This window comes from Isoptericola sp. NPDC055881, from assembly GCF_053615895.1.
The window spans coordinates 25706-44423 of record NZ_JBSHCR010000037.1; the positions used below are offsets into that span (position 1 = coordinate 25706).

18 protein-coding genes are annotated in these 18718 nt (G+C 71.2%); 10 read left to right on the forward strand and 8 right to left on the reverse strand.

The window, feature by feature from the left end; all coding sequences use genetic code 11:
* Nucleotides 1-174: 174 nt before the first annotated feature.
* The gene (locus tag ACWGKI_RS12580; protein WP_452187378.1) at nucleotides 175-1815 is read right to left on the reverse strand and encodes a M60 family metallopeptidase; all 1641 of its coding nucleotides are present in this window, start codon (nucleotides 1813-1815) and stop codon (nucleotides 175-177) included.
* Between the two features lie 234 nt (nucleotides 1816-2049).
* Nucleotides 2050-4002 (reverse strand): M60 family metallopeptidase, encoded by a 1953-nt coding sequence (locus ACWGKI_RS12585; protein ID WP_452187380.1) that lies wholly within the window; start codon nucleotides 4000-4002, stop codon nucleotides 2050-2052.
* Nucleotides 4003-4319: 317 nt separating this feature from the next.
* Between ACWGKI_RS12585 and wecB the strand changes: the two genes are divergently transcribed.
* The 5 genes from wecB (at nucleotide 4320) to ACWGKI_RS12610 (ending at nucleotide 8459) form a co-directional block, all read left to right on the forward strand.
* The gene (wecB, locus tag ACWGKI_RS12590; RefSeq protein ID WP_452187382.1) at nucleotides 4320-5489 is read left to right on the forward strand and encodes a non-hydrolyzing UDP-N-acetylglucosamine 2-epimerase; all 1170 of its coding nucleotides are present in this window, start codon (nucleotides 4320-4322) and stop codon (nucleotides 5487-5489) included.
* 58 nt (nucleotides 5490-5547) lie between these two features.
* Nucleotides 5548-6228: a GntR family transcriptional regulator gene (locus tag ACWGKI_RS12595; protein WP_380244377.1), complete on the forward strand. Its 681-nt coding sequence runs from the start codon at nucleotides 5548-5550 to the stop codon at nucleotides 6226-6228.
* A gap of 3 nt (nucleotides 6229-6231) precedes the next feature.
* Nucleotides 6232-6900, forward strand: a complete 669-nt coding sequence (locus ACWGKI_RS12600) for a GntR family transcriptional regulator (RefSeq protein ID WP_380244378.1) — start codon at nucleotides 6232-6234, stop codon at nucleotides 6898-6900.
* A 184-nt stretch (nucleotides 6901-7084) separates the two neighbouring features.
* Nucleotides 7085-7768 carry a GntR family transcriptional regulator gene (locus ACWGKI_RS12605; protein WP_452187385.1) on the forward strand — a complete coding sequence of 228 codons (684 nt, stop codon included), beginning with the start codon at nucleotides 7085-7087 and terminating at the stop codon, nucleotides 7766-7768.
* A gap of 1 nt (nucleotide 7769) precedes the next feature.
* Nucleotides 7770-8459: a GntR family transcriptional regulator gene (locus ACWGKI_RS12610; protein ID WP_452187387.1), complete on the forward strand. Its 690-nt coding sequence runs from the start codon at nucleotides 7770-7772 to the stop codon at nucleotides 8457-8459.
* A gap of 9 nt (nucleotides 8460-8468) precedes the next feature.
* On the opposite strand, the gene ACWGKI_RS12615 is transcribed toward ACWGKI_RS12610, so the two are convergent.
* The 4 genes from ACWGKI_RS12615 to ACWGKI_RS12630 all read right to left on the reverse strand — a co-directional run bounded on the left by ACWGKI_RS12615 (nucleotide 8469) and on the right by ACWGKI_RS12630 (nucleotide 15197).
* On the reverse strand, nucleotides 8469-11006 hold the full coding sequence (locus ACWGKI_RS12615) for a helix-turn-helix transcriptional regulator (protein ID WP_452187388.1): 2538 nt from the start codon (nucleotides 11004-11006) through the stop codon (nucleotides 8469-8471).
* A gap of 656 nt (nucleotides 11007-11662) precedes the next feature.
* Nucleotides 11663-13111, reverse strand: a complete 1449-nt coding sequence (locus ACWGKI_RS12620) for a phytoene desaturase family protein (protein ID WP_452187390.1) — start codon at nucleotides 13109-13111, stop codon at nucleotides 11663-11665.
* Nucleotides 13111-14358: an HTTM domain-containing protein gene (locus ACWGKI_RS12625; RefSeq protein WP_452187391.1), complete on the reverse strand. Its 1248-nt coding sequence runs from the start codon at nucleotides 14356-14358 to the stop codon at nucleotides 13111-13113. Before ACWGKI_RS12625 ends, ACWGKI_RS12620 begins: the two co-directional genes overlap by 1 nt.
* Entirely contained in the window at nucleotides 14355-15197 is an 843-nt protein-coding gene (locus tag ACWGKI_RS12630; RefSeq protein WP_380243062.1) for a DUF5819 family protein, read from the reverse strand. The genes ACWGKI_RS12625 and ACWGKI_RS12630 overlap by 4 nt, the downstream gene beginning before the upstream one ends.
* Before the next feature lie 265 nt (nucleotides 15198-15462).
* Between ACWGKI_RS12630 and ACWGKI_RS12635 the strand changes: the two genes are divergently transcribed.
* Nucleotides 15463-15624 (forward strand): hypothetical protein, encoded by a 162-nt coding sequence (locus ACWGKI_RS12635; protein WP_452187393.1) that lies wholly within the window; start codon nucleotides 15463-15465, stop codon nucleotides 15622-15624.
* 132 nt (nucleotides 15625-15756) lie between these two features.
* Here ACWGKI_RS12635 and ACWGKI_RS12640 read toward each other — a convergent pair whose 3' ends face one another.
* Entirely contained in the window at nucleotides 15757-16176 is a 420-nt protein-coding gene (locus tag ACWGKI_RS12640; RefSeq protein ID WP_452187395.1) for a hypothetical protein, read from the reverse strand.
* A gap of 184 nt (nucleotides 16177-16360) precedes the next feature.
* Between ACWGKI_RS12640 and ACWGKI_RS12645 the strand changes: the two genes are divergently transcribed.
* The gene (locus tag ACWGKI_RS12645; RefSeq protein ID WP_452187397.1) at nucleotides 16361-16567 is read left to right on the forward strand and encodes a hypothetical protein; all 207 of its coding nucleotides are present in this window, start codon (nucleotides 16361-16363) and stop codon (nucleotides 16565-16567) included.
* A gap of 4 nt (nucleotides 16568-16571) precedes the next feature.
* Here ACWGKI_RS12645 and ACWGKI_RS12650 read toward each other — a convergent pair whose 3' ends face one another.
* Nucleotides 16572-17108, reverse strand: a complete 537-nt coding sequence (locus tag ACWGKI_RS12650; protein ID WP_452187399.1) for an RNA polymerase sigma factor — start codon at nucleotides 17106-17108, stop codon at nucleotides 16572-16574.
* Nucleotides 17109-17304: 196 nt separating this feature from the next.
* Here ACWGKI_RS12650 and ACWGKI_RS12655 point away from each other — a divergent pair, with 196 nt between their 5' ends.
* The 3 genes from ACWGKI_RS12655 to ACWGKI_RS12665 all read left to right on the forward strand — a co-directional run bounded on the left by ACWGKI_RS12655 (nucleotide 17305) and on the right by ACWGKI_RS12665 (nucleotide 18645).
* Nucleotides 17305-18048, forward strand: coding sequence for a class E sortase (locus ACWGKI_RS12655; protein WP_452187401.1), 744 nt, complete (start codon nucleotides 17305-17307; stop codon nucleotides 18046-18048).
* A complete protein-coding gene (locus ACWGKI_RS12660) occupies nucleotides 18048-18209 on the forward strand; it encodes a hypothetical protein (protein WP_452187403.1) in 162 nt (53 codons plus the stop codon). Before ACWGKI_RS12655 ends, ACWGKI_RS12660 begins: the two co-directional genes overlap by 1 nt.
* Before the next feature lie 196 nt (nucleotides 18210-18405).
* Complete coding sequence (locus tag ACWGKI_RS12665) at nucleotides 18406-18645, forward strand: WhiB family transcriptional regulator (protein ID WP_452187405.1); 240 nt, start codon at nucleotides 18406-18408, stop codon at nucleotides 18643-18645.
* Nucleotides 18646-18718: the final 73 nt, after the last annotated feature.

The window sequence follows — 18718 nt, forward strand, 5'->3', positions numbered from 1 at the left end:
CTGCAAGTGACGGGTCCCCTCACGCCCACTCAGGCCCACTCAAGCGCTGCTGGCGGATGGGCCGGGCCCGCGTTGAGTCCGCCCGCGGGGCCGTCCCGAACGACGTGAGCCCGATCGGATCGACGGATCCGATCGGGCTCAGCACCGACGGAGAACGCTGCTCCCGGCGCGTCGTCAGCTCGGGTACTTCGCCAGGGCCGCCTTGGTCGCGACGTCGGGCTTCAGCCCCCACTTCTGGAAGTAGCCGGTCAGGTTGCGCTGCGCGACCTGGCCAGCGGTGACCATGAAGTGCTGCTGGCGCGAGGCGGTGTCCGTCGCGCCAGTCGTGCCCGCGGCGGCCTGCTCCCGGTAGACGCGGTTGAGCTTCGTGTAGAACTCCGAGCCGTAGGCGTCAGTGAGGCCGAAGAACATGGCGTACCGGGCGCCGGACGGGGAGGTGTTGAAGTCGCGCTCGGACTCGGGCATCGCCAGGTAGTCCGCGATCGCGGCCTGGTGCTTCGGGTTCTCGATGGTGCTGGGGCCGCCCAGGTCCATCTGGATGATGTCCGCGGAGATGTTGACCGTGATCTCGCTGGTGCCCTTCCACATGTACTGCGGCACCTGGTAGGTGTGCCCGACCTCGTGGAAGAACCCCCACATCCCGGTCTCCGGGCCGAACAGCTTCTTGGCAGCAGGCTGGCTCGACTGGAACGTGACCCGCCCGTGCGTCGCGGACGCCCCGCCAGCGCCCGTGAGGGGGTTGGCGATGTAGATGCGCGCGGCAGAGCGGTGGTGCAGGCCGGCCTCCGTGGTGGACAGACCAGCGAACGCGTCCGTGCGGTTGACGACGTCGTCCCAGTTCCACACGTTCTGGGTGGTGAGGCCGAACCTGTCGATCGTGGCCCGCTGGAACACGCCGACGGTGCGCTCGCCCTGCACCAGCACGAGCGGCGCGGTCTTCCACCGGTCGAGGTCGTACTGGAACGCCGCCTCGGTGGTCTTGCCGAGCGTGAAGGTTGGCACCGGCGTTCCGCCATACACGATGGAGAACACCGGCTTGGTGCCCTCGTTGACGAGGTTGATCATGCCGTCGGCACCGGCGGTGACCGTCGTCGTTCCCGTGATCGTGTGCCAGTCGAACTTCGTGGTCTCGCCGCCGTTGATCCCCGGGTAGTTGCCGTACTGCCCGATACCGATCCTCATCGACACCCCGGCCGGCACCTGCACGGTGAAGGTCTCACCCTGGGTGACGTACCGGCCCACCGGGTTGAGCGTGTTGTGCTGCAACCACCGGTTCTCGCGGATCCGGTCGCTGTTCGCGTCACCCCGAGGCACCACCGTGAGCCGCGACTGCCCCTTCCACACCGCGAGGTCGTTGCTTCCCGGCGCGAGCTGGGAGGCGACGACGTTCGCCCCGTCGTACCGGGGGGTGAAGCCCGGACGGCCCGTCACGTAGGCAACCTCGACCAGCTGTCCCGGCTTCGCGCCCTTCGCCGCCGCGCGCGTCAGCGTCGCGATCCCGTTCGCCACCTTCGGGGTCAGACCGTAGGCGCGGCCGTTGTACGTCTCGCCGTTGTAGTTGCCGTCGATGAACAGCATCACGCGCTGCGTGGAGCGGAACACGTCCTCCGGCAGCATGAACTGCACCGAGCCGTTCGCCGCGACCTTGACCGTGACGTCCTCGTTGGCCACGGCCGCCGCCACCGACGTGACCGCGGCGGTGCCCGAGGTCGGCGCCGCCGCCGCACCGGGCGCGACCACCAGACCGCTCACCGCCACCGACCCCGCTGCCAGCAGCGCCACCGCTGCCGACCGTCCCCGCTGTGCTACACGCATGACTTCTCCCTCTGCCTCGACGCCGGGACCGCCCATCACGCCCCCAGCCAGGGCCGGGCGGCCCTGTCGGCACCCAGGATGGAGGGCAAAAACCCAGATTCGACGTGACGTGCAAAATCTGCACGGCGCGTCCGGCCCGTCACGAACGACGGGGCCCCGACCACCAGGCCGAGACCCCGTCCTGCCCTGTGACCCACCGTCAGGCCGTGCGTGGGCCTCGGGTGATGCTGGTCGTCAGTTCGGGTACGTCGCCAGGACCGCCTTGGTCGCGGCGTCGGGCTGGAGCCCCCACTTCTGGAAGTAGCTGGTCAGGTTGCGCTGCGCGACCTGACCGGCCGTGACCATGAAGTACTGCTCGCGTGCCTCGTCGTCCGGGATGCTGATCGTGCCGGCGGCGGCCGCCTCTCGGATGGTGCGGTGCAGCTGCGGATAGAAGTCCTCGCCGTACTGCTGGGTCAGCCCGTCGAACATGGCGAGCTTGACCCAGGCGTTGGCCGAGTGGTAATTGCGCTCGTTGTCCGGCAGTGCGAGGAAGGTGGCGACGGCGTTCTTGTTCGAGGACGACTCGAGCCTGCTGGTCCATCCGTTGCCGGCCTGGATCGCCAGGGCCGAGATGTTGCAGGTGACCTCGCCCAGCCCGCCGAACCTCTGCGGAAACTGGTAGGTGTGCCCGACCTCGTGCCACAGGCCCCACTGGTCGGAGTACGCGCCGGTGAGGAGCTTCTTCCCCGCACCCGAGTTGACCTGGAAGCCGATGCGGTCGTGCGTCGCGAAGGCGTAGCCACCGCCGGAGTCCTGGTTGGAGATGAAGATGCGGGCGGCCGACTTGTGGTGCACACCCGTGGCCTTCGTGGACAGGCCGTACACGGCGTCGGTGCGGTTCACGACGTCGTCCCAGTAGCGCACGCGTTCCGCAGTGACGCTCGTGACGTTCGGCTCCAGGAGCCGACGCTGGAACGGCACCAGGACCCGCTCGCCCTGGACGATCGCGAACGGAGACTTGTCGAACGTCGCCACGTCCTGCTGGAAGCCCGCCTCGGTCGACTGGCCCAGGGTGTAGACCGGCACGGCGACCCCACCCGTCACACCGGCCCGAACCGTCGTGTCTCCCTGGTTGACGAGGAAGACCAGGCCGTCGATCGGCGCCTTGACCGTCTGCATCGTGCCCTTGAGGCTCGTCGTGGAGAATGACAGCGACTTGCCGTCGTTGACCCCCTGGTGCCCCCCGTACTGACCGATCTTCACCTCCATCGCGGGCGCGCCTTCCGGCCGGGTGACGGTGATCTCGTCGCCGGCGCGCACGAACCGGCCCGTGGGCTCCAGCACGCTGTGCCGCATCGCCCGGTTCTCCCGCAGGCGGTCGGCCTCGGCGTTGCCGCGCGAGACCAGGTCGACCTGCGAGTACTGCTCCTGGACCGTCAGGTCGGTGCCGCGACCCGGCAGCGCCAGGACCCCGAGCGCGACGACGTCCGCCCGGTCGTAGCGGCTGCCCGGGCCCCCCGGCACCAGGCCGACCTCGAGCGTGTCGACCGGCGCCGAGGGCATGCCCCGGCGCACCGTCACGAGGCCGTCGTGCACGCTGGACGACGCGTACGGTGTGCGGCCGGCGTACGACTCCGCCGCGTACTCGTCGTCGACCCGCAGCATCACCCGCTTGCTGGCGCGGAAGAGCTCCTCCGGGATCGTGAACTCCACCGTGGTCCCGTTCACCACGCGCAGGTTCGTCACCTGCCCCCACGCGACCGTCGACGCCAGGATGTTCGCGGAGTCGTGTGACGTGCTGTAGCCCGGCGAGCCCGCGATCAGCCCGACCTCGACCACCTGGCCGGGCTGCATGCCGCCACGGGACAGCGTGGTCACGCCGTTCGACGTCGAGGCGCCCAGGTAGTACTGGTGACCGTCGTACGTCTCTCCCTGGTACTTCCCGTCGACGTAGAGCACCACGCGCTGCTCGGAGCGGTAGAGCTCTTCGGGCATCGAGAACCGGGCGACCCCGTCCTCGTCGACCCGGACCGTGACGTCCGCGCTGCTCCACTCCGAGCCCGCCTCGGCCGCGAGCACGCTCGCCACCGCAGAGCTCGGCGCGGCCAGCGCCGTCTGCGGCGCCACCACCAGACCGCTCACCGCCACCGACGTCGTCGCCAGCACCGCGACCGCCGCCGACCTCCCTCGTCGCATCGTCCGCATGACCACCCTCCCGTGTCTGCCGACCTGCCTGGCCGGCAGCCGCAGTATGGGCAGGTCAAGTCGGATCTGAGGGGCCGCGTGCAGAACTTGCACGGACCCCGTTCACCGGCCGACAGGCCGACAAGATGGCGGTGTCCTGCTCTGGCCCCGCGCCCATCCCCTCAGGCCGCCGCTCCGGCGGGCCGGAGCAGGACACCTCGCGCCGACGGAGGCGCGGCCGGGCGCCGACACCGGGAGGCCGGCATCCTGTGGCAGACTTACCATCTCGGGGCAAGACCATCTGATATTTTGCGGGAGCATGCGTGGCAGCGAGAGACGTGGCCGTCGTTCTGGGCACGAGGCCGGAGATCGTCAAGCTCGCCCCGGTGATCCACGGGCTCGGTGATCGCGCCCGGGTCATCCACACGGGACAGCAGGAGGACGGGGCACTGACGGGGACGCTGCTCGACCAGCTCGCGATCGGCGCGCCCGACGACGTCCTCGCGGGGGGCGCTGCGGAGGACCGCGGCGCACGGATCGCCACGGGGATCGCGGAGCTCACGAGGCTCTTCGCGGACCAGCGACCCTCGGTGGTGGTCGTGCAGGGAGACGCCGACGCCGCGGTGTCGGGCGCGCAGGCCGCCAGCTGCGCCGGCATCCCGGTCGTCCATGTCGAGGCCGGCCTGCGCTCGTACGACCGCGACATGCCGGAAGAGCTCAACCGTCGTGTCACTGACGTCCTCGCCGACGTGCACTGCGCGGCGACCGAGCACAACGCGACGACGCTTCGCGGCGAGGGCGTCAACCCCACGTCAGTCGTGGTCACCGGCAACACCGTGGTCGAGGCGGTCCATCGGTCGCTCGACCACACCAGCTGCACGGTGGAGCAGGTCGCGGCCGACCTCGGCCTCGACGACGACCTTCTGGCCCGCTACGCGCTGGCGACGATCCACCGCCCCGAGAACACCGACAGCCCCCACGCGCTCCGGCGCGTCATGGAGGGCCTCGCCGGCATCGACGCGCCCGTCGTCCTGGTGCTGCACCCCCGCACCCGCGAGGCGCTGGAACAGTTCGGCCTGCTGCACCTGCTCGACGCGGTCACGGCCGTGCCGCCCGTCGGCCACGAGGAGTTCCTGCAGCTCGCGGCGCACGCCACGCTGCTCGTCTCGGACTCGGGCGGCATCCAGGAGGAGTGCACCCTGATCGGCCGACCGCTGCTCGTCGTCCGCCGCAGCACCGACCGGCCGGAGTCGATCGCCGCGGGCTTCGCGCGTCTCGTGCCGCCGCACGAGGACCTCGCGCTGGTGGCCAACGACCTTTTCGCCAGCGGGATCGACGACGCACGCCTGGGCGCGGCCCCGTCGCCGTACGGGGACGGGCACGCGGCGGAGCGCATCTGTCACATCGTCCGCGGGCTCGCCGACGGGCGCTCCCCCGCCGAGGTGTGCGGCTACCCGTACGTCGAACCGTTCCGCCAGCCGTACGGCGCGACAGCCTTCGCGAGCTGACGTCGCCAGCCCTTCGAAGGACACCCGACAAGGCCCGCGCCGACGTCGAGAGAGACCCATGCCGATCCCCGACCACCCCCACCTCACGACCCGGCTGCTGGTCAAGGAGTCCGTCTTCCACCAGCTGCTGGGCGCCATCCTCGACGGCACGCTGCGGCCGGAGGAACGCCTCCACGAGGCTGAGCTGGTGGGCTGGCTCGGCGCGACCCGTACGCCGGTCCGCCATGCCGTGCAGCGGTTGATCGACCTCGGCCTGGTCGAGACCACCCCCGCTCGCCACGTGCGGGTGGCGCCGATGCGGCCCCGCCGCGCGCTCAACGCGCTGGAGGTCTCGGTGTGCATGTGGCAGCTCGCCGCGCGCCTCACCCTGGCGGACCTCGGGGCGGACGACCTCGCGACGGTGCTCGACCGGCACGATCAGGCGATCGCCGCCTGCGAGGAGCCTCGCCCGCGCATCCACGCCGTGGCCACGTCCGTCCACCGCGCGTTCGGGACTCTCGTGAAGTACGCCGCCAACCCGATCCTCGACGACGTCATCGGTCGCGCCGAGATCGAGCTCGCCTACCAGGTGAGCCTCGTCCGGCGCCACGTCGACATGGCCGCGATCGCCGCCGCCGTCGAGCGATGCCGCGACAGCGCAGCCCGGCGGGACGTCGCCGGCCTGGAGGACGCGCTGGAGTCGTTCCTGCACGACGTCGCCGTCCCGGTGCTCCGTCGAGCCGCAGAGGAGGCGCGGTAACCGATGCGTGCACCGCGCGGGACGTTGCGGACCGGGCGCCGGCCACTGGCCGACGCCGTCTTCGACGAGATCGTCACCGCACTGCTCAAGGGGCACTTCGCCCCGGACGAGGTGCTGCACGAGGACGACCTGATGGCCTGGCTCGGCGTGACCCGCACGACGCTCCGCACCGCCCTCGAACACCTCGCGGAGCGCGGCTTCGTGCACGTCGACGGGCCCCGGCGGGTGCGCGTGGCGCCCGCGGACCCGGCCGCGCTCGCGTACGCGTGGCGGGTCGCGTTCGCGCTGCACGCCCGGGCCGTCAGCGCCCTCCTTCCCGAGGCCGACGACGCCACGCGCGCAGAGTTCATGGAGGCGATCCACCGGCTCCGCGACCACGTCGAACGGGGCGAGGACCACATCGAGGCGCTCAAGGAGCTGATGAGCTTCTTCACCGAACGCCATCAGAACGAGGTGCTGCGGCGGGCGTCCACGGAGCTCAACGCGCGCCTGATCTTCCTGGCGCGGGCCATGCCGGCCCGCTCCCGGCCCGAGACCCTGCTCGAGCTCGCGCGTCGCCTGGAGCTCGCGACGCACGACGGCGACGGCGCCGCGGCGCACCAGGCGATCGACCGGTTCGCCGCCCAGGCGAACGCCGACCGGGCCGCCCAGACGGCCCGCCCGCCTGCGTGACCGGGCGTGGCCCGTCGGACGAGCGCCGACCGGCCGTCCCGCGCCCGACGCCGCCTGCCTGCATCACCGCACGTCAGCGCCTCGCGACGCCCGCTGCGCCCCCGCGCAGCCAGCCGTCCTGAGCGCGGGGATCTGCGGGCTTCGGAATCAACACATCTGACATATCAGTCGCTAGGATCGTGACATGCCCGTTCCCACCACGCAGAGACCAGCACTTCGGCGGTTGCTGCGCGACGTCGTCCACGATCAGCTGCTCGCAGCGATCGTGGCCGGGGACCTTGCTCCGGGTGAGGTGCTGCACGAGCAGGAGATCGAGAGCTGGACGGGCGCGTCCCGCACCCCGGTCCGCGAGGCGATCGACCGGCTCGCCGCGCACGGGTTCATCGAGATGATCCCCCAGAAGGAGACGCGGGTCACCGACCTCGACCTGGGGATGTTCGTCGACATGCTGAGCACCCTGGGCGGGCTGTGCACCGAGGTCGTCCGCGACGCCGTGCCGCTGCTGTCTGACAGCGAGCGCGCCGGGATCGTCGCGCTCGGCCACGAGCTGCTCGTCCCGGACCCGCGGAACCGGACCCCCATCATCGGCACGGACCTGTTCGACCTGTTCATCGATGCCTACGCGAACACCGTGGTCATGGACATCCGGGACTACCTGTCCCCGCACGTCCGCCGCGTGATCAACCTCCGGGGCATGGACGCCGGCTACTACATGGGCGAGGAGAACCTCAGGGCGCTCCTCGCCGCGACGGAGGACGGCCGCGCCGACGACGCCGCTGACCTGGTCGGTGCGTACTTCGACCGGCTCCAGGCCCACGTCGACCTGCAACGGCAGCTCCACGGACCGGACCTGGCGGGGGTGAGCTGACGTGCCGCTCGGCACCCAGCCGACCACAGGTCGCGTGCTGCTCCGCGACGAGGTCTACCGCGCGATCGTCGATGCGATCATCGACGGCACCCTGGAGCCGGGTGAGGTGCTGAAGGACGACGAGCTCATGCACTGGCTGAACGTCTCCCGCACCCCGGTTCGGCAGGCCCTCAACCGGCTGAGCTCGATCGGGCTCGTCGAGATGTCTCCCGGGCGCTTCACCAAGGTGACGGAGCTCGATCGCGCGTTCCTGAACCAGTCGCTGTACGCCGCCGGGGTGCTCTGCCTGGAGGCTGTCCGCCCGGCCCTCGAGCGGGCCACCCCGCAGTGGCTCGACGAGATCGACGGGCACTACGACACGGCAGCCGCGGCCGTGGGAGCCGGGGACAGCCCGTCCGCGGGACGAGCGATCTGCCGGTTCTTCCTGGCGTTCGGCCACGCCTCGGGGAACGCCGTCCTGGTGACACAGCTCGACCGGCTCGTGCCGCGCCTCCTGCGGTACATTTCCCGACCGGAGACCCTCGCGGACCTGCAGGCGACCCTGCCTCGCTGCGACGCGATCCGCGCCGCAGCGCGCGAGCACGACCCCGACACGATCCGGTCCCTGGTCCGCGGGCTCATCGAGGAACCGCGGCAGAACTTCGCCGCCACGTACCGCCGGGCGGGGCGGCGCACGCCGAGCACGCGTTGAGCGGCGAGGTCATCGCCACCCGCTGCTGATCCGGGCCGACGCCAGGTCGCTCCGCGACTTGAGCTTGAGCTTGCGCATCGCCCGGTACAGATGGTTTTCCACGGTCCGCACGCTGAGGACCAGCCCGTCGGCGATCTCGCGGTTGGACATGCCGTCCCGGGCCAGGAGGACGATCTCGAGCTCGCGCTCGCTGAGCCCCGACGCTCGCCGTACACCCCCGCCCGCACCGTCGCCCTGCGCGCCGAGGAGCCGGTCGCGCTGGCTCATCGAGAGCGGGTCGCCGCCCCGTGCCGCTCGCACCATGTCCAGCTTGAGGAGCACCTCCTCCGTCAGGCTGGGGAGGCTCCAGCTGACGCTCGCCCGCGCCGCCGCGCGGATCCGGCGCTCGTCGTCGGACTGAGCGGAGCGGTGCAGCGCGAAGACCCACCCGAACAGCGGCATGGCGGTCTCGGTCTGGAGCCGGCCGACGACCTCGAGCTGTTCGGCCGACAGGAGCCGCGCACGCGTCGCCCACAGCAGGCCCGCGCTCGCTCGGAGCCCGTGCGCCGCGTGCCGCTGCCCCGCGTTCCACAGCAGGTCGTCGCCCGCCTCGATATGTCCTTCGGCATAGAGCAGGTGCGCCGTGCTCCATTCCTTCATGTCGCCGAGGAGGCTGCGGTAGACGTCCGGTCGCCTCGCCAGCCGCTCGTTCAAGGACCGTGCGAGCTCGACATGACCGAGCTTGCTCTGCAGCACGGAGGCGAGCGCGAGCGCGCGGCCGTGGGTGAGCTGGGTGGGGCCCGCCGTGCCGAGCCGCATCGACAGGTCGAGCAGGCTCCACGCCTCGGCGTGGGCGCCCTTGACGAACAGGACCTGCGCGAGTCCGAGCGCGTGCACGTGGATCCCGACGGGGTCGAGCTCACGGCACGCGGTCGCGAGCCCGGCGCGGGCCCGGTCCTCGGACTCCTCGACCTTGCCTGCCAGCAGCAGCGACGTGAGACGGACGGAGTCGAGGTACGGGCGCACCGAGGCGTGCGCCCCGTCCGCTCGGCGGGCGATCAGCTCGAGGGCAACCTCCGGCAGCCCGCTCTCCGCCTTCGTCACGGCCGCCGCCAGCGTGTACCACGATGCGGCCAGGTCGCTGGGTCCGGACGCGAGGGGTTGGTCCTCGGCGGTCACGGTGAAGGCCTCACCGGCCCGCGTCGCCTCGAGGAATCGCAGGTGCAGGGCGAGGAGGGGCGCATGGTCGCCGAGCTCCGCCGCGCAGTCCTCCACGAAGGCCCGCACCGTGCTCTCGTCCGCCCCCGCCCACGCCTTCCACTGCAGCTGCGCGACCCGGTACCGGGTCAGGAGAACTTCGCCCTCGTCACGGGAGACGCGGGTGGTCGCGAGCACCTCCTCGGCGATGTCGACGTCGACGTCGTGCGACAGCAGGTCGAGGTAGTCGAGAGCGTGCGCCACCGTCGGCGAGCCTTCCCAGCGCGCACGGGCTGCAGCGCGCTGGCGCCGCACGTTCGCGTCGACCAGGCAGACCACGTCCGCGGACCACGACAGCGGCACGTCCTCGGTCTGCCCGTCGTTCGCGGACTGGGCGGCGCCGGTCTCCCCGACCAGCGCGTCCTGCAGGACGCGGTAGTCGTCGACCACGGCGCTCACCCGCTGCTCGATGGACTGCTCCTGCACCGGCGACAGCCGGCGACGGACCGCGATGCCGAGGGCAGGCGGGAAGACCCCCACCACGCCGTCGCCGTCTGCTTCGTGCCACACGATCCGGTGGCGCGCGCGGAGGCCTTCGAGCACGTGCGGGGGGACGAGCGCCGAGGCCTCCTCCGGGCGCACCGGCCCCGCCCACGCGAGGAGCCCGAGCGCCTCGCAGTCGGCGGTGGAGAGGCGGCCGGTCAGCGCATGGGCCACGCCGTCGAGAGGGACGTCCTCCAGCGCGGCGGCCTCCGTCCACGCGCCCCCCTCCTGCCGGAGGGCGCCCGCCCACCGGGCGGCGTCGACGACGGCGCCCGCGACCCGAGGGATCCCGCCGGAGAAGGTCAGGACGCGGGAGACGAGCTCCGGCGCCGCCCCCGACCCGAGCCGCGCCTCCAGGAGCTCGGCCGTCCCCTGGTACCCGAGCGGCGTCAGGGCGACCTCGGCGGGCGCACACTGCCCGAGGAGCCCGTGGGCCGGCAGCCCCTCGCTGAGCCCCACGGCGGTGAAGCTGATCGACGAGGTCGCGACGAGCCGGGCCGAGGTGTCCTGCAGCATGTTCTCGAGCACGGCGATCGAGTCGGCGTCGAACCTGTCCAGGTCGTCCACGACGATGACGTTCCGGTGACCGCGGAGCTCGTCCGAGAAGACCTGCACGGCTTCTGGGTGGATCCAGCGCCCGGGGGCCCACCCGGTCCGCGCCAGCTCGTGCGTCAGGAAGGGCAGGTAGGGGGTGCCGGGGACGTCGGTCCGGATCCCGCGAAGGTGCACCACGTGGGCGCCGGCGGCGATCTCGTCCCTGATGATCTCCGCGCAGACGGTCGACTTGCCCGAGCCGTCGTCGCCGACCACGAGGACGTGGCGTCCCATCCCCAGCCATTCCCGCGCCGCCTCCGCGGCGCGGGTCCGGAAGGTGGGGACGGCGGGACGGCGACGACGGTCCCCGCGGGCGTGGGAGGCCCGTCGCGACCCGTCCTGCCCGTCGTTGCGCGACAACGGGAGCGGTCGGCCGTCCGGGGCACGCCACCTCGCGGGCGCCGCCTGCTCGGCGCGGCCACCGTCGCGGACGGAGTGGCCGATTGTGCGAGCCCCGGGGAGATCGCTCACGCTCACCCTCGCCTCCTGTCACTGGCTGTTTGACGTCTTGAGTAGCCGGCCCGGACCCTTGCGGTCACGCTCAGGCGAACGGCCTGGGGCACGCGATCCGGCTACTCACATCCTGGGTGTCGTGACGCCCCAGATCTGCCGTCGTGCAGATCCTGCACGAGTCTTGCGGGAGCCTGACGAGGAGCGGCAGCCCGGGGCGGCCGACACGTTCGCCCGGGTCAGGAGCAGTTTTTCCAGAACCTGACGCATAAGCCAACATGTCGCTGTGACGCGGTTCACGCGTGCTGCACAGCGCCGTCTCACGAGCCCGGAGACGCCCGACGCCCGACCGGAATCTCCGGTCGGGCGTCGGGCGCGACGTGTTGCAGGACGTGCGGGGTACGGGCGGCCTCCGGGCCGCCGTCAGGCGAGGACGGCTGTCAGTGCAGCTCGCCCACCGTGATGCCGAACTCCCGGCGCAGGGCGTGGCGTGCGGCGTGCCAGCCCGCCATGCCGTGCACCCCCGGTCCGGGCGAGGTCCCCGCGGAGCACAGGTACGTGCCCTGGAGCGGAGTCACCCACGGGGCGGGGCTGAACCGCGGGCGGGCGAAGAGCTGCCGCAGCCCGGTGCCCCCGGTCCCGATGTCTCCCCCGATCATGTTCGGGTTGTGGTCCTCCAGCTGGGCAGCAGGCCGGAAGACGCCGCCGCGGACGAGGTCGCGAAAGCCGGGGGCGTGCAGCTCGATCGCGTCGATCATCCGCTCCGAGATGTCGCGCGTGTCGCCGCGCGGGACGTGCGCGTAGCACCACAGGACGTGCTTGCCCTCGGGCGCCCTCGTCGGGTCGAAGGTCGACGGCTGCGCGACGAGCATGAAGGGTGAGCGCGACGGCAGACCCCGGGCCGCGGCGCGCTCCGCGCTCACCAGCTCGGCGGCACGCCCGCCGAGGTGCACAGTTCCTGCTCCCGCCAGCCGCTCGTCGGTCCACGGCACAGGACCGTCGAGCGTGAGGTCGAGCTTCGCGGCCCCGCTCCCGCTGAGGAACCGCTGATACGGCCGGGCGGCGCGGGGGCTGAGCCGCCCCCCGGCGAGGGCGGGCAGGGCCTGCGGGGCGACGTCGAGCAGGACGGCGCGCGAACCCGCCGTCTCCGCGAGCGACCGGACCCGGTGCCCGGTGACCAGCTCGACACCGAGGTCCTGCAGCCGGGCGATCATCGCCGCCGCGATCGCCCCCGAACCACCCACCGGGATCGGCCACCCGCCGGCGTGCGCGTGCACGCCGAGGGTGAGCCCGACGAACGACCCGGCGAGCGTGCCGGCGTCACCCATCGTGTGTCCGTGCAGGCCGCTGAGGAGGCCCGGCGCGTCGATCCCGCGGAACACGGTGGGGCCGGTGAGCCGCGCGGTGGCGAGGGCCCGGAGCCCGAACTGCACGTGCGGTCTTCCCGGCAGCCCCATGCCCAGCGGCGCCCCGAGCGTGAACCGGGTCAGCGCCTCGACGTCCGCGACGAGCGGGTCGAAGATCCGCCGCCACGTGGCGCCGTCCCGGCCGAGGGCGTCCGCCGTCCGCCCGACGTCGTGATAGGCGACGGCGGCCCGCCCACGATGCAGCGTCTGCGCGTAGGAGATCTCCGGCGTGACGAGCTCGACGTCGTCGAGCAGCCCCGTGGCGGCGAAGAACGGCGACGCGACCGCGAGCGGGTGCACGGCGGCGCAGACGTCGCTGCTGAACCCGGGCTCGACGACCTCTTCGCTGCGCAGCCCGCCGCCGAGACGGTCGGACTGCTCGACGACCCGGACGGACAGCCCGTGCGTCGCCGCCACGTAGGCGGCCGCCAGACCGTTCGGCCCGCTCCCGACCACGGTCACGTCCGGGCTCTGCGCGGACATCAGACCGCCTTGGCAGGATCGGTCGAGCCTGCCGGGACCGTCACGTAGTCCGGGATCTCCACCTCGCGGTCGGGGTGCTCGGCGCCCTCGGCCGCGCCGTCCGCGTCCGTGTCGGTGCTCGTGGCGCCGGTCGCGCCGGCGGGCTCCTCCACGACACCCTCGGCGGCGTCGGGCTCCGGTGAGTGCCCCCCGGCCACCCGCCAGGAGCGTCGGAAGGCGTGCGGCACCCGCTGCCAGGTCACGTCACGGATCAGCACGGCGTCGAGGGCGATCATCGCCAGCGAGAACCACGGCAGGCCCATCAGCACGGCGATGCCCAGGTGGAAGGCGAAGATGACGGCGAGGGCGAAGATCCGCGTCCCCCGGCGCAGCAGCATCACCGGGAAGAGCGCCTGCACCAGCACGGTCGTGATCGTCGCGATCGCGACCCCGGGGCCCCAGACGGTGACCAGGTGGCTGAGCTCGGGCCAGGTGCCGAACCGCTCCACGTGGATCGGGTCGTACACGGCCCAGCCGCCGTACCACGGCTTGCCCTGGTCCTTGAAGAACCCGCCCGAGGCGTAGATGAAGCAGATCTGTGCGACGAGCACGGCGATCGCGAGGTTGTGCGACATGTTGGTGGCCCACTGCGGCAGGACCCGCTGGAACCGCCACCACCGCAGCAGCACGTTGCGCTCCGTCATGTCGGCGAACTTCTTGCGGCGCAGGCTGTCGAGCGACCACCGGTCGGCGGGAGCCGCGAAGAAGATCGCGATCATCGCCATCCGCGTCAGGTTGTCGCTCTGGTCCGACAGGTAGGAGTTGGACTCGACGTAGCCCACCCAGAGCACGAACAGCGGGATCATGACCAGCCGCGTCCGGTAGCCCAGGGAGAACAGGACCGCCAGCGCGATCGTCAGGAGGAACAGGAAGGTCAGGAGCGTCGGGTTCGTGCCGGCGTCGTGGAAGATGCTGAACGGCCACATGACCGCGAAGTCGCTGGACGGGAACTCCACCTGCCCGCTCCACGCCACGCCCTCGCCGAACGCGAAGTGGCGGGAGCCGAAGTTGGTCAGCAGGGCGCCCGCAAACATGACGCCGAGCAGGATGCGCGCGACGGCGAGGCCGTAGCTCGCACGCTTCTGCACGAAGAGCCACTTCTCGAAGACGTCGACGGTCATCGTCACGACAGAACGAGCGCGGTCGCACGCCCTCTTGCCCAGGTCGACGCCGGTGCCGACGCCTCTCTTGATCACGCCGTCGCTCACTTGTCCGCTCCCTTGATACCGGTGCCGTCCATCCACGCCTGGAACGTGTTGGCGAACGCCTCGTCCGACTGGTGGGGCATGTCGATGAGTCCGCGCCATCCGGTGGCGACGATGGTGGGGTCCGGACGCTTCGCGTCAGGATCGTTGCGCTGCGCGAACGGCACGATGTTCTGCCGGCTCACCTGGTACTGGACCCGCACGACGTCGTCGCCCCAGACGGCCCGCGCCACCTGGGTCGCGTAGGCGTCGGAGTACCGCTCCTGGACGATGTAGTCGGTGGCGGCAGCCTCGTTGCCCTTCTCCTTCATCGCCGCGTGCATGCGGCCGAGCCAGGCGTCGCCCTCGTAGAAGCCCAGCGCGGCGATCTCCTTCTGCTCCGGGGTGAGCTTCTCCCACGCGCCCTTGAGCTTGGAGGCCTGCTGCGTCCCGAGCGACGTGCCTCGCGGCGGGAAGAGGTTGTGGCGCGCGGCGCCCATCTCGACGTCGGTGGCCGTGAACCAGTCGGTCACCGTGGTCGTGTCGCCGCCCTGCTCGATCTCGGCCCGGACCTTGAACCGGTAGTCCCCGTTGATCGGCTCCGGCGCGAAGACGCTCCAGCTCTGCCCGTACCAGGGGATCATGTAGCTCGACAGGAGGTTCCCGGGAACCAGCTCGCGCAACGGTGTCGGCGGGCTGATCCACAGGAACGAGGCGAAGATGTGCCACGCCGTCAAGAGGATCGCGCCGACGGCGATCACCTTCACGTACCACTTGCGCGGGACGCTGGTGCCGGTGCTGGCCGTGTGAGGTCCGACCCCGGGAGCGGCCGGGTCTGGTTCGACCGAGGTGTTCGTTGTCATCCGTGTATCCGAGCTCTAGTGAGTGGGAGGGCGCGGGCCGGTCGCCTCGCGTCTAGAGCTCAAATCTCTGCCTCGCATCGCCCAAGAGGAGCCCCTCATGACGGCCTGCGGCCCACTTGAGGAGTGCTGCGCCGCGACTTGAGTAGCCCGTGCCGGCACTAACCGCACGGGACGTTGAGGGAGTGACGTTGATGCGGTCTGTCGTCAGCAACGACGTCGTCAGCAACGGCCACGGGGCGAGGCCGTGTGGCCTCGCCCCTCAGTCGTGACTCTGGTGGTGTCCGGAGCGGCCGTCCCGGTGAACACCGGACGGCTGCTGACACGCTCGCCGTCCTTCGGCGAGGCGATGGACACCTCGATCGCGAAGAACGCCCCGTCCGCGACAGACGTCGCGTCGCCCGACGTGCTCGAGCTCGCCGCGGCCTGAGCCGCAACAGAAGCGTCCACGTCCGTCGAGGCCGACACCGCCCAGACATGAAGCCCGCGGTGGGCACGCCGTGGTGGAAGCACCACGCCGCCCACCGCGGGCCGTCGCCGCCGGGAGCTAGTCCCCCGAGGCCTACTTCTCCGACTTCTTGTCGATCGCCTTCTTGGCGGCCGCCTCAGCCTGCTTGAGCTCCTTCACCGCCTTGTCGAGGTTGGCCTGCGCCTCCTCGACGTCGTCACCCTCAGCCTGCTTGAGCTTCTCGAGCGCGACGGTCGTGTTGGCCAGAGCCACCTGGAGGGACTTCAGCTTCTTCTTGCCCACCACGCCCTCGGCAGAGCGCGTGACGTCGATCGCGTCGCGAATCTGGGACTCCACCTTGGCGTTCGGGCCGTCCTGCGCCTGCTGCTGGGTCGTCGTCGGCGACGCCTTCGCTTCGCCGTCGTCGCCCGACGAACACGCGGCCAGGCTCGCCGCCGTGACCACGGCGACCGTCAGGGCCGCCAGTCGCCGACCGACCCGGCCGCGCGAACCCGTGTGCTCGTTCCTCATCATCTGACTGACCTTCCGCCTGGCTGGAGCTGTCGCGGTACTCACTGCACCGCCGGAAAGGTCTAACACCCGCAGATCGGCCCACTCGCTACTCAGGCCCGTCATGACGCGGCCCACACCCGCCTGCGCGTCAGAATTGAGGAGGCGGTGACGTGCTCCAGATGTGACTCCTGAACCCCCACCGCCGGTGACGGCCTCCCGCCGCGCCATCCGCACCGCCCGCACCGAAGCACGACGCCCTTCCCACCGGGCGCGCCCCAAGCCTCGGTCCTTCCTGTCGCACACGTGGACCTGGCTGACGAGCCCCGCGGCGGGCGATCCCCGGCTCGTCGTCCCCGCGTGCATCGCCGCCGGCTTCGGCGCCGGCATCCTCACGGCCACGCTGGTCTCCTGACGCCTCACGACGACAGCTGTTCGCGCATCCCGGCCTTGGCTCGCTTGACCAGCGCCGAGACCGCGTTGGCCGACATCCCGTACGACACGCCCAGCTCACGCGGCGGGATGCCCAGCGCGACGCCGTCCCACAGCGCGTCGCGCCACCGGCGCGGCAGCCGGCGCAGGGCGTCCGCGACCTCGAGCCGCGCCACGACGTCGTCCATCGGGTTCTCATGCAGGTCCCGGACGAGGCGGTCCAGCTCGATCAGGCCACCGACGGCCCAGGCGTGGCGTCGCCGTGCCGCGGACACGGCCACGTTCCGCACCACGCGTCGCAGATAAGGGCGGAACGCGCCGGTCGGGCCGGCTCCGCGCTGCACCGCGAGGAAGACCTTCATCACGCCCTCCTGCGCCGCGTCCTCAGGGTCCACCACATCGCGATACCTGTCCGCCGTCGCGAGCGCGGCGTGCCAGTGGCGTCGCCACAGCTCGCGGCTCGCCGTCTCGTCGCCTCGTCGCACCTGCTCCATCAGCTCGGCGTCCGACCTCTCGTCCTCCATCACGCATCCCGTCCCACATCCGGCTCAATCAGCGGCACCACTGTCTGGTCCGGCCGGGACGATCCACCTGCTACTCATCGGACGACCGCGAGGGAATGCGGTGCCGGACCTCGGCATCGACGCGGGCACGATGAGTACTCACTCAAACCTGGCGTCGGCGCCAGGGGTAGCAAAAATGCGGCCATATCGTCACGGGGTGAACCCAGAACGAAGCGCCGTGCGCCGCACAGGCAGCACGTGCGTCGGCATCCTCGGAGAGCTGCTCCTCACGATCGGCGTCGTCCTGGGCCTCTTCGTCGTCTGGCAGCTCTGGTGGACCTCGGTCACCGCCAACGCCGAGGCGAGCACGATCATGTCGGACTTCCGCGACGGGCTCGCGCCCGAGGTGTCACACACCGCCGAGCTGCGCACGGACGATCCCCCGGTCCCCTCTCCTGCTGACGTCGGAGAGACGACGGGGACGCTCATCGTGCCGGCGTGGTACGGCCTCACGAACAACGAGATGCCGATCGCCGAGGGCACGTCGCTGAACATTCTCGACCGCGCCCTGGCCGGACATTACGAGACGTCGCAGCAGGTCGGGGAGGTCGGCAACTTCGCGCTCGCCGGGCACCGGCGCACGCACGGCAACTCGTTCCGATACGTCGACCGCCTCGACAAGGGCGACCAGATCATCGTCGAGACCCCGAAGACCTGGTACGTGTACGAGGTCACCGACCACGAGATCGTCACCCCCGACCAGACCGACGTCATCGCGCCCGTCCCGCACCATCCCGGCCAGAAGCCGACCGAGCGGATGCTCACGTTGACCACCTGCCACTCGCTCACGCTGGGCGAGTACGGCAACGATCACCGGTGGATCACCTACGCCACGTTCGTCGGATGGATGGACCGCTCGGACGGAACGCCCGCACAGGTGCTCGAGAGCAGGGACAACTGATGTACGCATGGATCTTCCGTCACCTGCCGGGGAGTGTCTTTCTCCGCATCGTGCTGTCCCTGGTGCTGCTCCTGGCCGCCGTCGCCGTGCTCTTCCTCTGGGTCTTTCCCGCCCTGGCGCCCTCTGTCGCGCTCCTGGGCGGAGACCCGGCCGTCGAGTAGGTCAGCCCGCCGGACGACGTGCCCCCGAGGCCGTCGTCGTCAGCGCCCGCGTCACGCGGAGCGCCATCACCGCACTCAGTGAAGGAAAGTCACGATCTTGCAGAACCTCACCTCGGCGCCCCGACGACGATCGGCCCGCCTCCGCACCGCTGCCCCCACCGCGCCGCAGGTACGTGTGGGCTCGCGCGACTGGATCATGGAAGCGGAATGCCGCAAGGGCGACCCGGAGCTCTTCTTCTCCCCGGAGGGCGAGCGCGGCGAACCTCGCATGGACCGCGAGCGGGAGGCCAAGAGCGTCTGCGGCCGGTGTCCCGTGTCGTCCGACTGCCTCGAGTACGCGCTCCTGACGGAGCGACGGTCCACCCGCTACGGCGTCTGGGGCGGCCAGACCGCCGAGGAGCGAGCGGTCCTCGTGTCGTTCCGCCGGTACCAGTAGTCACCGCATAGAGCGCCACGACGAAGGACGACGAAGCACGACGAAGCGCGGCGACGGCTCACCACGATGAGCC

Coding starts and splice junctions, on each gene's coding strand:
- ACWGKI_RS12665 (WP_452187405.1), top strand. CDS start 18,406: ATGGAAGCGGAATGCCGCAAGGGCGACCCGGAGCTCTTCTTCTCCCCG.
- ACWGKI_RS12605 (WP_452187385.1), top strand. CDS start 7,085: ATGCCCGTTCCCACCACGCAGAGACCAGCACTTCGGCGGTTGCTGCGC.
- ACWGKI_RS12650 (WP_452187399.1), bottom strand. CDS start 17,108: ATGGAGGACGAGAGGTCGGACGCCGAGCTGATGGAGCAGGTGCGACGA.
- ACWGKI_RS12660 (WP_452187403.1), top strand. CDS start 18,048: ATGTACGCATGGATCTTCCGTCACCTGCCGGGGAGTGTCTTTCTCCGC.
- ACWGKI_RS12630 (WP_380243062.1), bottom strand. CDS start 15,197: ATGACAACGAACACCTCGGTCGAACCAGACCCGGCCGCTCCCGGGGTC.
- ACWGKI_RS12585 (WP_452187380.1), bottom strand. CDS start 4,002: ATGCGGACGATGCGACGAGGGAGGTCGGCGGCGGTCGCGGTGCTGGCG.
- ACWGKI_RS12595 (WP_380244377.1), top strand. CDS start 5,548: ATGCCGATCCCCGACCACCCCCACCTCACGACCCGGCTGCTGGTCAAG.
- ACWGKI_RS12620 (WP_452187390.1), bottom strand. CDS start 13,111: ATGTCCGCGCAGAGCCCGGACGTGACCGTGGTCGGGAGCGGGCCGAAC.
- ACWGKI_RS12615 (WP_452187388.1), bottom strand. CDS start 11,006: ATGGGACGCCACGTCCTCGTGGTCGGCGACGACGGCTCGGGCAAGTCG.
- ACWGKI_RS12600 (WP_380244378.1), top strand. CDS start 6,232: ATGCGTGCACCGCGCGGGACGTTGCGGACCGGGCGCCGGCCACTGGCC.
- ACWGKI_RS12580 (WP_452187378.1), bottom strand. CDS start 1,815: ATGCGTGTAGCACAGCGGGGACGGTCGGCAGCGGTGGCGCTGCTGGCA.
- ACWGKI_RS12640 (WP_452187395.1), bottom strand. CDS start 16,176: ATGATGAGGAACGAGCACACGGGTTCGCGCGGCCGGGTCGGTCGGCGA.